Here is a 15,563-nt window from a genome sequence, read left to right as displayed (position 1 = left end):
CCGCACGACCGGGCAGCGGAAGTCGTCGGCAGGTTCGATTCGACGGGGGCGTGATGGCACGGACGGCGGGTGTGGGGACCGGGGGAGCGGTCGGCGCGGAGGCCGGCCGGGTGCGGGTGGGGAAGGCGAGCGCCGAGCGTGTCGTTGAGGTGATGGTGCTGCTGCCTTCGGTGGGGGCGGGGGTTGCCTGCGGTCAACTGGCCTTTGGTGCCGATGAGTTGGCGTGGCGGGTGTACGGCCTGGGTGCCGTGGTGGTCTGGGCGGTGGTCGTCCTGTGGTGGGGGTGGCGGCTGTGGGAGCCGGTGGCCTTGGCGGTGTCGGGGGAGGGGCTCGAACTCCGGGGTGGCGGGCGGCGGTTGTCCGTTCCCTGGCAGGGGATCGACGGACTGTGCCTGGTGCCTGTCCCGGGCACACCGCCCGGGGAGGCGGCGACCGGCTTCCAGGGGCTGCTGCTCGTCCGGATGCCTGCGGGGTGCCCACGGGGCATGGCGGGGTGGGGTTCGCTGCGGTGGTCGGTGGCCTGGCGGGGTGTCGTGCTCGACGTGCGGCGGCTGGGCGTCAGGCATGAGCGCCTGGATGAGCTGATCGCGCCGTATGCGCGGGAGCGGTGGCACGGCGCGGTCCGGCTGCCCCTCGACCCCGGGGGCGGTGTGACGGTACCGGGCCGTCTGCTGACCTGGCCCGGGCTCGTCCTGCTGCGCCTGCGGCCGGTGCTCGCCGTGGCGGGGGCCGCCGCCCTCGTGGCGCAGACGGCCGGTCGCGGGCTGGGCTTTCTGCCGGTCGTGGGCACCCTGGGCGGGTGGATCGTGCTCGTCGTGGTGGGCGGGTCGCGGCTGGCCGGGCTGCTGTCGTGGGATTGCCGGCTCCGGGTGGAACGGCGTGGCCTGCGGCTGGGCGTGGCCGGTGCCGAGCGGGCGCTGCCGCGGGCCGCGGTGCGGACCGCGGAGGTCGGCAAGGGGGCGGGCGCGGGCAAGGGGGAGGTGGTTCTCTTACGGCTCGCGGGCGGTGCCGAGCCGCCCGTGCCGTTGCCGCGCCGGCCCGTCCCGTACCGGGCGGCGGAGCGCACGGCCGAGCTGCTGCCCGTCCGCTCGGCATACCGCGGATACCGCCATGGACTCGCCGTCTTTCCCGAGCAGTTGACCGATGCGCTGGACCGCCTCGGGTACGCCGAGCCGCCTCCCGAGGCGGAGGTGCCGACGGCGGGGGAGACCGTGACGCTGCGCGTCTCCGCGGAGGACGGGGCGGAGCACCGCACCGTCGCCTCGGCGTTGGCGGCGGCACCGCAGGGGCGGCCGTTGCGGGTGCTGATCGAGCCCGGCCGCTACGACGAGACGCTCACGCTGTCCGGGACGGTCGAGCTGTGCGCGGCGCAGGGTCCGGACACGGTGGTGATCGAGGGCCCGGGCGAGGTGACCGCCGCATGCACCGGCGGGGTCACGCTCGTCGGACTGCGGCTCGTCAACCGCTCCGCGGCCGCCGTGCAGACCACCGGCCGCGGCCGCGTCACCCTGCGGCGGTGTGTGGTCGAGGGCCTGGGGGAGTTCGCCGTCCGGGCGGTGCGGGACACCGAGGTGACGGTGGACGACTGCGAGGTGCGGGTGGGGCGCACCGAGCTGGCCGGCGCGCGCGGCACGCTGCGCGGCAGCCGGTTCGTCGCCGCCAAGGGCGACGCGATCGTGGTCACGGACGGCGCCGAGGCCGACATCACCGACTGCACGGTCACCGAGAGCCGCGGCCACGGCATCCGGGTCTCCGGCGCCACGGCCCGTATAGAGGACTGCGAACTGCGCCGGATCGGCAGCGCCTCCCTCGCCGCCGGCGACCACGCCGAGGTCCACCTCGTCCGCTGCCGGGTGCACGAGGCCCACCGGACCGGCATCTCGTACCACGACCAGGCCCGCGGCACCGTACGCGACAGCACCGTCCACGGCGCCCGGGACGGCCTCTACATCGCGCGCGGCGCCGACCCCGTCGTCCGCGGCTGCCGGTTCGAACACTGCCGCAACACCGGCATCAACATCCAGGAACAAGGGCTCGGCCGGCTGGAGGACTGCCACGTCGAGGCCGCGGAGGACATCGGCGTCAGCATCCTGACCGGCGGGGCGCCCCAGCTGCACGCCTGCCGGATCACCCAGGGCCGCAACGGCGTCGTGGTCAACGACTCCCGCGGCACCTTCACCGACCTGACGGTCAGCGGCCAGACCGCCAACGCCATGGTGGTGCGGGACGGGGCGTCCGTGCAGCTGCGCGGGGCGCGCCTGGAGCACTGCGACAGCGGACTGTTCGCCCGGGGCAACGGCGTCACCGTCGACGTCGCCGACGCCACGGTGACCGACCTGTCCAGCTCCGGCATCGCCCTCCAGGACAGCGCCCGGGTCACCGTCGAGCGGGTCACCGTCGAGCGGACCCGCCTGTTCGGCTTCAACTGCCGCGACGACAGCCACCTCGTGGCCCGCGACTGCACGGTCACCGAACCCGGCGAGGCCGGCGTCCTCACCGTCGGCGGCGCCACCGTCGTCGCCGACCTGCTCACCATCGTCCGCTCGGCCGGCTGCGGCATCCTCGCCCGCGACAACAGCCGGCTGACCGTCACCCACGCCCGGGTCCGGGACGGCGAGAGCGACGGCATCCGCCTCGACCCGCAGGTGGTCGGGCGCTTCGAGGACTGCGAGATCACCGGGTACAGGGGCGAGGCCGTCGCCGGCAACGACCGCGCGGTGCTGATCGACGTCCGCACCGGAGCCACCGCCGAGGACGCCCGGCAGCCCGAGGCCGGGCCGCTCGCCGAACTCCAGAGCATGATCGGCCTCGCCGCCGTCAAACAGCAGGTCACCGTGCAGACCGACCTGATCCGACTGGCACGCTGGCGCGCGGAGGCCGGACTCCCCGCCCCGCCCATGGCCCACCACCTGGTCTTCTCCGGCCCGCCCGGCACCGGGAAGACCAGCGTCGCCCGGCTCTACGGGCAGATCCTCGCCGCCCTGGGCGCCCTGAAGAAGGGGCATCTGATCGAGGTCGCCCGCGGTGACCTCGTCGGCGAGTACCTCGGACACACTGCCCAGAAGACCCAGCGGGTCTTCGACCGGGCCCGCGGCGGCGTGCTCTTCATCGACGAGGCATACAGCCTGGCCCGCCGGTTCGGCGCCGGGACCGACCTCGGACAGGAGGCCATCGACGTCCTCACCAAACTGATGGAGGACCACCGCGACGACGTCGTGGTGATCGCCGCCGGCTACACCGACGAGATGCGGACCTTCCTGGAATCCAACCCCGGTCTGCGCTCCCGCTTCTCGCGGGTGCTGGAGTTCGGCGCCTACGAGCCCGCCGAACTCACCGAGATCGTCCAGCTGCAGGCCGTCCGGCACGCCTACCTGCTGGACCCCGACGTCGGCCCGCTGCTCACCGAGCGCTTCGAACGCCGGCGCCTGCGGGGCGACGCCGCCAACGCGCGGGACGCCCGCACGCTCCTGGAAGGCATGGTCGAGCGGCAGGCCGCCCGCCTCGCCCACCGCACGGCACCCACCCGGGACGAACTCCGCGTGCTGCTGCCACAGGACGTGTCCGACACCGGAGCGGCCGGCCCCGGGGGAAGGACGACCCCATGACCGCCGAAGAAGCGGCCCGCCGCATCCTGGCCCAGGTCGAGCGGGTGGACGCCGACCCCGCCACCCTGCAGTGGTTCCTCGGCCCGGAGGCCGCCCAGGCCGTCGACGCGGTCCGCGCCGAGGCCGTACTGCCCGACGGCCGCGTCCGCACCTTGGCCGTGCACACCCTCGCCTTCGCCGACTGGTGCCGCTACCTCGCCGGCGACGGCCAGGACCGGGCGGCGCTGGGTTCCGCCGTGCTGTCCTTCGCCGCACTGGGCGACCCCGACCGTGTGCCACCCGTCCTGCACCCGCTGCTCGACACTCTCGCCGGCCGGCCCGCCGGAGCCGCCACCGACCCCGTCCTGGCCTACGAGGCCGGCGTCGGCGCGTCGATGGTGTACCAACAGGGACGGCACCCCGCCGCACTGAGCGCCGCCGAGCACCTGCTGCGGCACGCCGCCGCCGGTTTCCCCGCCGGCGGCGTCGAACAGGGCACCTGTCTGTCCGACCTCGGACTGGTCCTCGTCAACGCCTTCCGCGACGGCGCGGGACCGGCGGCGCTGGCCGAAGGCATCGACGTCCACCGCGCCGCCGTCGCCGCGGCCCCCGCCGACCAGGGCGAACAGGCCCGCAGACACGGCAACTTGGGCTTCGCCCTGCGCATCAGGGCCGCCGCGGACAAGGACCCGGCCGCCGCCCGGGAGAGCGTGACGGTGCTCCGGACGGCCGTGCGGCTCTGCTCGCCGGACGACCCGAACCGCCCGCTGTTCAGCGCCTCGCTCGGCTCCGCACTGACCATCGCCGCAGCCGCCCTCGACGACCCCGCCCTGCTGTCCGAGGCGATCGGCCTGCTGCGCCAGGCAGTCTCCGGGCCGAACCCGTCCCCGCAGCCCGCCGCCGTCCAGTCCGACCTGGGCATGGCGCTGGTCATGCGCGCCGCGGAGGACGGCGACGACCCCGCGCTCTACGACGAGGGCATCGCGCTCTGCCGCCGCGCCGCCGACACCGCACCCAACCTCGTCGAGCGCACCGTCTATCTCACCAACCTCGGCCTGTTCCTCCAAGGCCGCGCCCTGCGCACCGACCGCACCGACGCCCTGGCCGACGCCCACGCCGCCGCCCGCGACGCCGTCGAGAGCGCACCGCCCGGCCACCCGGTGCACGCCCAGGCATGCCTGGTCCTCGCCGGAGTGCTGCGCTCCCGCAACGTGACCACCGGTCGGCTCGCCGACCTGGACGAGGCCGTCGCCCTCGCCCGGCAGGCGTTCGAGGCCACACCCGCCGAGGAGCGCCGCCAACGCACCTCCCGCGGCGCGGAGTTCGCCGATCTGCTGCGGCTGCGCGCGCTCGCGGCCGGCAACCCGGACGCCCTCGCCGAGCCGATCGCCCTGCTGCGCGGCCTCGCCGGGGACGTCCCGGAGCGCTCCGCGGAGCGGGCCGAGGTCCTGCTCAAGCTCGCCCGCTGCCTGACGGCCGCCGGCGGCAACGGCGGCGTCATCGAACCCGCGGCACACGCGACAGGCAGCGCCGCCGGCTCCGCCGACGCGGACGAGGCGATCGACTGCTTCCGCGCCTGCCTGACGCTGCCGCACCCCACCGCGACCTTCGAGGCCACCGTGCGGTTCGCCCTCGGCGCCGCCCTCGCCGGCCGCGCCGCCCCCGACGACGCGGCCGCCTGGCAGGAGGCGGTCGAGGAGATGCGCCGCGGCATCGCCCTGCTTCCCCCGCGCGACCTGCGCCGCTCCGAGTACCTGTCCGACTTGGGCAGCATCCACCTCCAACGAGCCGTCGTCACCGGCACCACCCGCCTCTACGAGGACGGGGTGCGCCTGCTGCGCGAGGCCCTGACCTGCGCGCCGCGCACCGACAGCGCCGAAAGGGCGGTGCGCCACTCCAACCTCGGCGCCGCCCTGGCGACGTTCGGCCGGCGCACCGGCGACCTCGACCTGCTGACCGAGGCGGTCCGCGCCCACCGCACCGCCGTCGCCCTCACCCCGCCGGACGACCACTTCCGCGTCCACCGCCTCGGCAACCTCGGCGACGCCCTGCAGCACCTCGCGGAAATCCGCTCGGACCGGACCCTGCTGGCGGAGGCCGTCGAGGTGCTGCGCGACGCGGTGACCGGCGCCGGTCCGGACACCCCCAGCAGGGCCGACGCGCTCACCCGCCTCGGCCACGCCCTCCGCTCCCTCACCCGTTTCACCGGCGACCCCGAACCACTCCAAGAAGCCGTCCGGCGGCACCGCGAAGCCTGTGCCGCAGCGCCCGGACCGCCCGCCGCGCGCGCCCTCCTCGGCCTCGCCAACGGCCTGATGGACCAGTACCACCACAGCCGCGACGAGCAGGTCCGCGAAGAGGCGCTGGAGCACTACGCCGCCGCCCTCGCCGCCACGCCGGCATCGTCCGACGAACGCTTCGAGGTCCTCTCCAGCTTCGGCTACGCCGCCGGGGACCGCGCCGGCGACACCGGCGACGAGACGCTCATGGACACCGCCGTCGACCTGCTCCGCGAAGCCGCCGCCACCGTGCCCGCCGGCCACGACCACCACGGCAACGTCCTGACCAACCTCGGCGTCGCCCTGCTCCAACGCGCCGGCGTCACCGGCGACCGCACCTGGCACGCCGAGGGCGTGGCCGTGCTGCGCCGCTCCGTCGACGAGGGCCCGCCGGACGCCTTCGACCGGGCCAGGCTCCTGAACAACCTCGCCGAGGCGCTGCGCGGCTGGTACGAGATCACCGGCGACCCGGCCGCCGCCGACGAGGCGGCCGCGCTGCTGCGCACCGCGCTGGCACACGAGCACGGCGAACGGCTCGGCCCCCAGTTCGCCGCGCTCAACCTCGGCCTGCTGCTCCAGAGCCGCGCCTTCGCCGAGGAGGAGACCAGCGGCCCGCTGGCCGCCGAGGCCCGGCGCGCCCTCGAAGACGCGGTGGCCGGCTTCGGCGAGAACGACCCCTGGCGCCCCTTCGCCCTGACCAACCTGGCCGGCGCCTGCCTCACCGCCGCACAACTCGCCGACGACGCCACCGGCCCCGCGGTGGCACACCAACTCCACCGCGCGGTCGCCGCCGCCCGGGAAGCCCTCGCCGGCACCACCGACGGCCACCCCGAGCAGGCCCGCGCCGAGTGGATCCTGGCCGCCGCCCAGGTACGCCGGGCCCTCCTCGGCGAACCCGTCGACCTGGTGGCGGCGGCCCGCCTGGCCCGCCGTTCCGCCCAGAACCCGGCCTCCCCCCTCCCCACCCGCCTGCTGGCCGCCCGCGCCTGGGGCGAGGCCGCCGCACACGCGGGCTGGGACGCCGGCGCCCTGGAGGGCTACGCCTACGCCGTCGAGCTGCTGCCGCACCTCGCCCCGCGCAGCCTCGCCCGCATCGACCAGGAGGAACGGCTGCGCGCGAGCAACGGACTGGCCGGCGACGCCGCGGCGTTCGCCCTGCGCGCCGGCGACCCCGGCCGGGCCCTGACACTGCTGGAACAGGGGCGCGGCGTGCTGCTCGCCCAGGGCCTGGAGAACCGCGCCGACGCCTCACGGCTGCGTGCCGTCGCCCCCGCCCTGGCAGCCGAGTTCGAAGAACTCCGCGAGCGGCTGAGCGCCGCGCCCACCCGCCCGCCGACGATGCTCCACTCCGGCGGCGCCGCCCCGCAGCACATCGGGCAGCGCGCCGGACTCGACGCCCAGGCCCGGCATGCCATGGCCCGTCGCTGGGACGAACTCCTCGCGGAAATACGGGAGGTACCCGGCTTTGCGGACTTCCTCCGTCCACCCGCGCTGTCGCACCTGCACACTGCCGCCGTCGAGGGACCCGTCGTCGTCCTCAACGTCAGTACCTACCGCTCCGACGCCCTGCTGCTGACCGACGCGGGCATCGAGGTGCTCCCGCTGCCCGACCTCACCCCGGCCGCCGTGGTGGCGCGGGCAGCGGCGTTCGTCGAGAGCGTCGACGAGGCATACGGCGAGCACGGCGTACCGCGTGCCCTCGCCGCGATGCGCACCCTCGGCGACATCCTGCGGTGGCTGTGGGACACCGTCGCCGCCCCCGTCCTCGACCGGCTCGGCCTGCGGACGATCCCGTACGACGGCGAACCCTGGCCCCGGGTGTGGTGGTGCCCCACCGGCTGGCTGTCCTTCCTGCCGCTGCACGCCGCCGGGCGCGGCGACCCGGGCTCCGGCACCTGGGTCCTCGACCGAGCCGTCTCCTCCTACACGCCCACCGTGCGCGCCCTGCTCCAGGCCCGCGCCCGCCTGGCCCGCGACCCCGGCGCGCACCCGGCCCCGCTGGTCGTCGCACTCCCCGAAACCCCCGGCGGCCCGCCGTTGCCCGGCGCCTCCGACGAGGCGGCGCTGCTGGCCGAACTCTTCCCCGACGGGCGGTTCCTGACCGGTGACGCCGCCACCGTCGCAGCCGTGGGCCGGGCCCTGGCCGAACACCCCTGGGTGCACTTCAGCTGCCACGGCGTCAGCGATCTGCTCAACCCCTCGGACAGCGGGCTGATCCTCCACGACGGTCGGCTCACCGCCCTGCACGCCGCCGCCCAGCGCCCGATCGGCCCGGAGCTGGCCGTGCTGTCCGCCTGCTCCACCTCCCAGGGCGGCATCACCCTGCCCGACGAGGCGGTCCAACTGGCGTCCTCCTTCCAACTCGCCGGCTACCCGCATGTGATCGGCACCCTGTGGACCGTCTCCGACAAGCTGACGACCCGCCTCATGGGGGAGTTCTACACCGCCCTCGCCGACGACCTCGCCCACCACCGCCCCCTGGACCCGGCCCTGGCCCTGCACCACCCCCTGCGCGCGCTCCGCAACCGCTACGCCCAGGCACCACACCTGTGGGCGGCCCACATCCATACCGGCGCCTGAACGACGGGCGGTGAGGGGGAGAGGGCGAGCGGCCGTGCGAAATCCCGTTGCGACGAAGGCGGCCGCGGACCATCCTCCGGACATGGACGCGAAGACACCTCTTCCCCCACCCGTGATCGACCTGGGCGACCTGACCCTGCGGCGCTTCGACGCCGACACGGACCTGCCGGAGTTCCTCCGGGTCGTCGAGGAGTCGCGGGAGCACCTGCGCCCCTGGGCGCCCTGGGCCTCGGGCCGGAGCCCGTCCAGAACCATCGAGTTCCTCGGCAGCCGCGCCCAACTCTGGGACGACGGCAAGGACTTCACCTACGCGATCGTGCTGAACGGCGCGATCGTCGGCTCCTGCGGACTGTACCGGCACGACGACACCCCGCCCGACGGCTGTGAGATCGGCTACTGGCTGCACCCCGCCGCCAGCGGCCGCGGGGTGGCGACCCGGGCGGCCCGCGCCCTGGCCGCGGAGGCGTTCCGCCTGCCCGGCGTCGAGTGGGTCGAGATCGTCCACGACCCGGCCAACCACGCCAGCGGCGCCATCCCGGCCCGCCTCGGCTTCACCGTCCGCTGCCGCCGCCCCGCTGAACGCCTCGCGCCGGCCGAAACCGGCGAGGACCAGATCTGGCGCCTCACCCGAAGCCAGGCAGCCCGGACCCACGCCATCCCCTCGGACGGGCCCCACGCCACCCCACCGGACAGGTCCCAGGACAGGCCCGAGGACAGGCTTCAGGGCAGTCGCTAGGACGCCGCCGGCCCCGGGTCGCCCGGGCTCGCGCCCGGCGCGGCCTCACCCGTCGCCGTCGCCGTCCCCGACGGCCCCGGCGGCACCTCGTCGGGCTCCGTCAGGTCGTCCGTGGGCCGGTAGGTCCCCCTGCGGGTCGAGAACTCCGCGACCAGGCTCTCCAACTCCTCCTCCGCGCCGCTCCGGTCCGTCATCGCCCTCTCCTTCCGTCGCGCCCGCCGCTGGTGGCAGCAGGACCTCCAGGACGTCCACCTCGGCCGCCCGCACATACACCCCCGCCGTGCCGGGGACCCGCCCCAGGAACCTGCCGTCCGGCCCCATGCGGTACTGCGCCTGGAGATAGAGGTCGGCCGGCTGCGGATACGCCGAGACCGCCGACCGTGAGCCGAGCCAACCGCCCACCCACAGCCCGCTCTTGAGCCGCACCCGCACGAAGCAGGACCCGCGGTTGCGGAAGAGGGCGTCCCAGGCCGTCGGCGTGGGCTCGTACCGTGCGGACGCGCGCCGCCGGCGCCAGGCGTGCCCCGCCCAGGCAGCGGCGGACGGCACCACGACGACCAGCAACAGCGCGGCCGCGCCGGCTCGTTGGGGATGTCGCAGGACCCCGGCGAGCGGCCCCTGCCCGCCCCCGGTCAGCAGGTCGACCAGCCACGGCCCGGCCACCACGGCGTACCCGGCGTCCAGCAGCGCACCCGCGGCGATGGCACGCACCAGCCGGTTCTGCGGCTCCTGTTCGGCGGCCAGGCTGCCCCGCAAGCGCTCCCGCACGGCCTGGTAGAACACGCCGGGCAGGACGAGCACCAGCAGGATCGTCAGTTGTGCCACCGTTCCCGGAACCATCGAACCCCCGCCCTGGCGCCTTCACCCCATGCCCTGCACCTGACGCGCCCAGCATGACGTACCCCGCCCGCCGCCGTCACGCCGGGCCCGGCGAGCGCGCCGCACGACCCGAACGGCCCGAGGCCCTACGGCGCGAGGCCGGCGTCGCGGGCCAGCAGGGCGGCCTGGACGCGGTTGGTGACGTCCAACGCGGTCAGGATGCGGCTGACATGGGCCTTGACGGTGCTTTCGCGCATGCCGAGGCGGGCCGCGATGTCGGCGTTGGTCCCGCCCTGGGCGAGCAGGGTCAGCACGTCGTGCTCGCGTGGGGTGAGCCGTCCGACGCGGGATCGGGCGCTGCTCGCCCGGGGCCCGCTGGTGGCGTGGTAGCGGTCGATCACACGACGGGCCGCGGCGGGATGGAGCATCGCGGAGCCGGCGGCGACGAGGTGCACGGCGCGCAGGATCTCGGCCGGTTCGGTGTCCTTGAGCAGAAAGCCGTCGGCCCCGGCCGCGAGCGCGTTGTAGACGTAGTCGTCGAGGTCGAAGGTGGTCAGGGTGATCACTTTCGGCGGGTGGGGGAGGGCGCGCAGCCGGGCGGTGGCGGTGATGCCGTCCATGCGGGGCATACGGACGTCCACCAGGGCGACGTCGACGCGATGGACGGTGGCCTGTTCGACGGCGTGCAGGCCGTCGGATGCCTGGGCGACGACCCCGATGCCGGCGTCGCCGTCCAGGAGGTCGGCCAGGCCCAGGCGGACCAGGGGGTCGTCGTCGACGATCATGACGCGGATCATGTGCGGGTGCCGTTCTGCTCGCTGCCGGGCGGATGGGGAATACGGGCGGCCAGTCGCCAGGCGCCGTCCCCGTCCGGTCCGGCGCGCAGGTCGCCGCCGAGTGCGGTGACGCGCTCGCGCAGACCGATCAGACCGAACCCGGAGGCGACGGCGTCCGGACTGCGGGAGCCGGGGGCGTTGGTGACGTCGACGGTGGTGGCCGGCGGCCGGTAGGCGATGCGGAGAACCACCGGGGAACCGCCGGCGTGCTTGCGGGCGTTGGTCAGCGCCTCCTGGATCAGGCGGTGGACGGCCAGCCGGTGGGTGGCCGGTGCCTGCTCGGGGCGGCCGTCGAGGTGCACCTCGACCTGCTGCCCGGCGGCGCGGGCCTGCTCGACCAGCTCGTCCACCTCGCGCAGGACGGGCATCGGCGCGGCGGCAGGGGCGGCGGCCCGGTCGCGCAGGACGCCGAGGACGTCGCGCAGGTCGGCCAGCGCCTCGGTGGACGCGGTGCGCAGCAGGTCGAGGCGCTGGCCGACCGGTGCGGGCAGGGCATCCGTCCTGGTGGCCAGGACCCCGGTGTGCAGGGCGATCAGGCTCAGGCGGTGGGCCAGCACGTCGTGCATCTCGGCCGCGATCCGGGAACGTTCGGCCGCGCGGGCCGCCTCCTCGCGCAACTCCCGCTCGGTCCACAGGTGTTCGACCTGCGCGTTGAGCGCCTCCACCAGGCGGCGCCGGTTGCCCACCCACAGCCCGCCGACCACCGGCAGCAGCAGAAACAGACTGGAGCCGTACTGCTGCGGATTCCACAGCGAGAACTGCGGGACGGTGAGGAAGTTGACCCCGAGGACGAGGACGGCGCAGCCCACCGCGACCCGGGCCCGACGCTGTGCCGCCAGGTCGAACAGGGCCACCAGCAGCAGCGGCATCGTCGGTGACCCCCACCATGCGGTCGCCGCGGTGGTCAGGAGCGGCGCGGTCGGCCACGGCAACCGTCGCACCAGCAGGGCCAGTCCGCACAGCAACCCGGCGGCCGGGCACAGGGCCAGATACCGCCCGTCGGAGGCCAGCGCGCCGTACTGCACGGAGTTGAGGGTCACCAGCACCACCAGAGCGCACCGCCCGTAGGCGGCCCAGCGCGGGCTTCCGCCCCACCGCGGGTGCTCTCTCCGGCTCATTCCGGCATCCTAAGTGGCCCACCCGCGGCGGCACTTACGACGAACTGCGACCGCGGCCCCCTACTTTCGTCGGTGCGGCGGCTCGCACAACGGCGGATCCGCCGGCCCGGACGAATTCCTAGCGTCACCGTCATGACATCCCGTACCACCTCGCCCGCCCCTGCCCCCGCCGTCTCTCCGGCCACCTCGCCCGGCCCGGCCCGTCCGCGGCGCTCCGCCGACGGCTGGACGTTCCTGGCCGAAGCCGTCCGCGACATGCGCACCACAGGCGCGGTCGCCCCCAGCGGCAGGGCCCTGGCCCACACACTGACCGCCCCGGTACGCAGCCGGGCACCGCGACCGCTGACCGTGCTGGAGGCGGGCGCCGGCACCGGAGCGGTCACCCGTGCCCTGATTCCCCAACTCCCGCCGGGCAGCAGCCTCGACGTCATCGACGCCAACCCCCGGTTCGCCGCCCGCCTGCGGCACCTCGTCGCCACCGCGCCACACCCGGCCGCCGGCACCGGCACCCATCCCCGCGTCCGCATCGACGTCCACCACACCCGCGTCGAGCACCTGGACACCGACCGGCGCTACGACGTCATCGTCTCCGGCCTGCCCCTGACCAACTTCACCCCCCGAGAGGTGGAGACGATCATGAGCCGGTTTCTGGAGCTGCTCCGCCCCGGCGGCACCCTCACCTACTTCGCCTACCGGGGCACCCGCACGGCCCGCGCCCTGCTGGCCGCACCGGCCGAAGCCCGCCGGCACCGGGCCGTCGACGAGATCATGGCCGGCTACCGGCGTCGCTGCGCCACGGACCGTCACACGGTCTGGCGCAACCTTCCCCCGGCCCATGTCTGGCAGCTCCGACGCCCCCTGTCCGTCCTCCCCGCACCGCGGCCCGCCGCGACCGGAGCGGCCCGGTGAGCGTCTGGCCCGCCTCCTTCGGTCCTCTCCCCAGCGCGGCCGCCTACGCCGTGCTGGCCGCGGCAGTCCTGGCCGAGTCGGTGCTGCTCGTCGGCGCTTTCGTCCCCACCTTCACACTGCTCCTCGGCGCCGGCGCACTGGCCCGCGCCGGGCAGTTGAGCCTCCCGCTCGTCATCGCGACCGCGGCCTGTGCCGTGGTGGCGGGCGACTTCCTGGCCCACCGCACCGGACGCCTGCTGGCCGACCGTCTGCGCGCCGGACGTGCCGGACGCGCCGGCCGCCGCCTTCCCGCCGCCGCATGGCAGCGCGCCCAGGCACTGATGGCCCGCCGCGGCGGACCGGCCGTCTTCCTGGCCCGCTTCGCCCCCGTGGTCCGCACCCTGACGCCGCACCTGGCCGGTGCCACCGGCCTGCCCTATCGCCGCATCGCCCCCTACAGCGCCCTGGCCGCTCCGCTGTGGGCCGCCGCCGAGGCCGGCACCGGATACGCCGCCGCGCCGGTGCTCCGGCGCGCGGTCACCACCGGCGGCCCAGTGCTCGCGGCGGCCGCGCTCGCCTGTGCCGGATTCGTGGGGATGCGCCTGACGAGACGTCATCATGAAGCGAGGCGGCGCGAGTTGGACCAGCCAAGCCCGTCCCGCAGCCGCCTCCCGTCATCGTCGTCGTCCCTACAGCACCCGGTCGGCGCGCGGCAGGCGGCGTACGGCGTAGGCCACGGCCCAGCACAGCGGCAGCGCCAGCGCGCCGACGAGGGCGAACTTGGCGACGGCCGGGGCGTGCAGCCAATGGAAGGCCAGACCCAGCCCGACCAGCACCGGCGCGTGCAGGAGGTAGACCGCGAAGGCGTGCCGGGAGAGGAACGCGGCCTTCCTGCCCTGGTGGTTGAAGCGCTCACGGAAGAGCACGGTCAGGCCCACGACGATGCTCACCGCGAACGTCGACTCCCAGAGGGCCGCGGCCAGGGACTGCCAGGTGCCGTTTCCGTCGATCGTCCCGCTCGCCGCCGTGGTCAGGATCGGCAGATAGGTCAGCGTCGCGACGCCTGCGACCACGAAGCCCAGCCGCCCCATCCGGCGGGTGAGGGACTGTGCCCAGCCGCGGCGGTGCGCGAGGACGCCCAGCACGAAGAAACTCGCGTACTGCGGCAGGAAGTTGGGGGTGGGCAGCCCGAGCACCGGAACGTACACGGTGCCCGGGACGACGATGCGCCATGCGTAGGTGGCGAGGGCCAGGCAGACGGTGAAGACGACGAGGGTGCGCGGTCGCAGCGGCCGCGGCGTCGGCCGGACAGGCACCGCCGCACCGGCCGCGGCCGTCGCGCGGCGCGCGGCACGACGCCGGACGAGGGCATAGACCAGGGCGAACGCCAGCAGCACTTCCACGAACCACAGCGGGCCCGGGTCCCAGCTCATCAGGTAGTAGATCCAGTAGGGGAGCGCCTGGCCGTGAGCCGCCATGGTCGACTTGAGCTGGAGGAAGCCGTCGATGCCGGCGAGGGGTCGCAGCACGAGCAGGAAGGCGAGCAGGGGGATGCCCAGTCGCCTCAGGCGGTCCCGGAGGAACGGTCCCGGCCCCTTGCGGTCGTAGGACGGCGGTGTGAAGTAGCCGGCGATCATGAAGAAGAAGCCCATGAAGAACGCCTGGTTGAGCATGACGAAGGCGTCCAGGAGCAGCCCGCTGCCGTCCTTGGCGGGCTCGGTGTAGTACCAGAGCGGGATGTCGCCGTAGGTGACGGCCGTGTGGTGCAGCACCACCAGTACCGTCAGGGTGATGCGCAGGTTGTCGACGTAGTGCAGGCGTGGGCGCCCGGGTCCGTCGGTGCCGGCGGGCGCCGTCGTGCGCCCGGTGTCGTGTGCCATGAAGTTCCCCCGTCTTCGGTGTGGTTCAGGAATCGGCGCGCTGGTCGGCCCGGGTGGCTTGCCAGAAGAGAGCGGTGATCTCCCGGGCGTGTGCCATGAGGTCGTGCTCGGGGTGGACGCTCCAGTACGCGAACATGTTGTCGATCGCGGCCTGGAGGCTGACGGCCATCACCCGCACGTCGAACGGACGGAGTTCGCCGCTCTCCTGGCCCGCGCGGAAGACGCCCTCCACGTGGGCGTAGATCGGCTCGCTGGAGGCGATGCCGTAGCGGAGGTCGCCGTCCTCGGTGCGGAAGTGCGTGAAGATCTCGCCGAGCGCGGCGAGTTGGGTCCGGTGGTCGGCCATGTACTCCGCGAGCGACCCGATGTAGACTCGCAACCAGACGTCCGTGCCGGCCTGTCCTGCGAGGCGGGACGCGATGAAGGTGCCGAGCGCGTCGTAGACCTGCTCGACGGTCCGCTCGATCAACTCGTTCTTGCCGGCGAAGTGATACGAGATCACGCCCTTGCTGATGCCCGCCCGTTCGGCGATCTGGGCCATCGAAGCCTTCGCGAACCCCCGTTCCGCAATGACCTCGATGGCGGCTTCGATGATCTGGGCCCGGCGCACCTTCTCGATGAGCGAGCGTCCGGGCTCCGATGCCTTCTGTTCGCCGCCGGTGCTGCCGTGCCGGCCGCCTGACCCATTTTCTGACCGCATGGCCAAAAATTTAGCCGGTCGGCCAGACGATGTCCAGACGAGGCCGCGAGCCGGTGGCGCATCACGCCAACCGGGCGCGCCTGACCGGGAAATGACACGATGCGTCGCAGCAGGGCTGTGGCACGATGCCGCGATGACATCCC

The 15,563-nt window shown here is 74.6% G+C and carries 9 protein-coding genes and 1 pseudogene; 5 read left to right on the top strand and 5 right to left on the bottom strand.

The annotated features are described in order from the left end of the window. The first annotated feature begins 53 nt into the window (after positions 1-53). The 3 genes from B073_RS0115690 (at position 54) to B073_RS40065 (ending at position 9,179) form a co-directional block, all read left to right on the top strand. The gene (locus B073_RS0115690; protein ID WP_158690135.1) at positions 54-3,605 is read left to right on the top strand and encodes a right-handed parallel beta-helix repeat-containing protein; all 3,552 of its coding nucleotides are present in this window, start codon (positions 54-56) and stop codon (positions 3,603-3,605) included. Continuing rightward, on the top strand, positions 3,602-8,443 hold the full coding sequence (locus tag B073_RS0115685; RefSeq protein ID WP_018539035.1) for a CHAT domain-containing protein: 4,842 nt from the start codon (positions 3,602-3,604) through the stop codon (positions 8,441-8,443). Before B073_RS0115690 ends, B073_RS0115685 begins: the two co-directional genes overlap by 4 nt. An 82-nt stretch (positions 8,444-8,525) precedes the next feature. Continuing rightward, on the top strand, positions 8,526-9,179 hold the full coding sequence (locus tag B073_RS40065) for a GNAT family N-acetyltransferase (protein ID WP_051094017.1): 654 nt from the start codon (positions 8,526-8,528) through the stop codon (positions 9,177-9,179). A gap of 45 nt (positions 9,180-9,224) precedes the next feature. On the opposite strand, the gene B073_RS45210 is transcribed toward B073_RS40065, so the two are convergent. The 3 genes from B073_RS45210 to B073_RS0115665 all read right to left on the bottom strand — a co-directional run bounded on the left by B073_RS45210 (position 9,225) and on the right by B073_RS0115665 (position 11,952). Next, complete coding sequence (locus B073_RS45210) at positions 9,225-10,004, bottom strand: DUF6338 family protein (protein ID WP_018539033.1); 780 nt, start codon at positions 10,002-10,004, stop codon at positions 9,225-9,227. 140 nt (positions 10,005-10,144) lie between these two features. Next, complete coding sequence (locus B073_RS0115670) at positions 10,145-10,795, bottom strand: response regulator (protein ID WP_018539032.1); 651 nt, start codon at positions 10,793-10,795, stop codon at positions 10,145-10,147. Then, positions 10,792-11,952, bottom strand: coding sequence for a sensor histidine kinase (locus B073_RS0115665; RefSeq protein WP_051094016.1), 1,161 nt, complete (start codon positions 11,950-11,952; stop codon positions 10,792-10,794). Before B073_RS0115665 ends, B073_RS0115670 begins: the two co-directional genes overlap by 4 nt. Positions 11,953-12,084: 132 nt before the next feature. On the opposite strand from B073_RS0115665, the gene B073_RS0115660 reads away from it, so the two are divergent. Continuing rightward, positions 12,085-12,861, top strand: coding sequence for a methyltransferase domain-containing protein (locus B073_RS0115660; protein WP_018539030.1), 777 nt, complete (start codon positions 12,085-12,087; stop codon positions 12,859-12,861). Further along, a pseudogene (locus B073_RS47860) lies at positions 12,858-13,337 on the top strand (DedA family protein); the annotation flags it as partial. The gene B073_RS0115660 and the pseudogene B073_RS47860, both read left to right, overlap by 4 nt. Before the next feature lie 192 nt (positions 13,338-13,529). On the opposite strand, the gene B073_RS0115655 reads toward B073_RS47860, so the two are convergent. Together B073_RS0115655 and B073_RS0115650 are read right to left on the bottom strand one after the other, a co-directional pair. After that, on the bottom strand, positions 13,530-14,720 hold the full coding sequence (locus B073_RS0115655) for an acyltransferase family protein (RefSeq protein WP_018539029.1): 1,191 nt from the start codon (positions 14,718-14,720) through the stop codon (positions 13,530-13,532). Positions 14,721-14,745: 25 nt separating this feature from the next. After that, entirely contained in the window at positions 14,746-15,420 is a 675-nt protein-coding gene (locus B073_RS0115650; protein ID WP_018539028.1) for a TetR family transcriptional regulator, read from the bottom strand. Positions 15,421-15,563: the final 143 nt, after the last annotated feature.

Origin of the sequence: Streptomyces sp. MspMP-M5 (genome assembly GCF_000373585.1) — a bacterium.
In the GTDB taxonomy this organism is placed as follows: domain Bacteria; phylum Actinomycetota; class Actinomycetes; order Streptomycetales; family Streptomycetaceae; genus Streptomyces.
This window is presented reverse-complemented; position numbering and strand designations above follow the sequence as displayed.

What these genes read in the sequence shown, in the direction of transcription:
- B073_RS0115670 (WP_018539032.1), bottom strand. Translation starts at nt 10,795, where the DNA reads ATGATCCGCGTCATGATCGTCGACGACGACCCCCTGGTCCGCCTGGGC.
- B073_RS40065 (WP_051094017.1), top strand. Translation starts at nt 8,526, where the DNA reads ATGGACGCGAAGACACCTCTTCCCCCACCCGTGATCGACCTGGGCGAC.
- B073_RS0115665 (WP_051094016.1), bottom strand. Translation starts at nt 11,952, where the DNA reads ATGAGCCGGAGAGAGCACCCGCGGTGGGGCGGAAGCCCGCGCTGGGCC.
- B073_RS0115650 (WP_018539028.1), bottom strand. Translation starts at nt 15,420, where the DNA reads ATGCGGTCAGAAAATGGGTCAGGCGGCCGGCACGGCAGCACCGGCGGC.
- B073_RS0115685 (WP_018539035.1), top strand. Translation starts at nt 3,602, where the DNA reads ATGACCGCCGAAGAAGCGGCCCGCCGCATCCTGGCCCAGGTCGAGCGG.
- B073_RS0115655 (WP_018539029.1), bottom strand. Translation starts at nt 14,720, where the DNA reads ATGGCACACGACACCGGGCGCACGACGGCGCCCGCCGGCACCGACGGA.
- B073_RS0115660 (WP_018539030.1), top strand. Translation starts at nt 12,085, where the DNA reads ATGACATCCCGTACCACCTCGCCCGCCCCTGCCCCCGCCGTCTCTCCG.
- B073_RS0115690 (WP_158690135.1), top strand. Translation starts at nt 54, where the DNA reads ATGGCACGGACGGCGGGTGTGGGGACCGGGGGAGCGGTCGGCGCGGAG.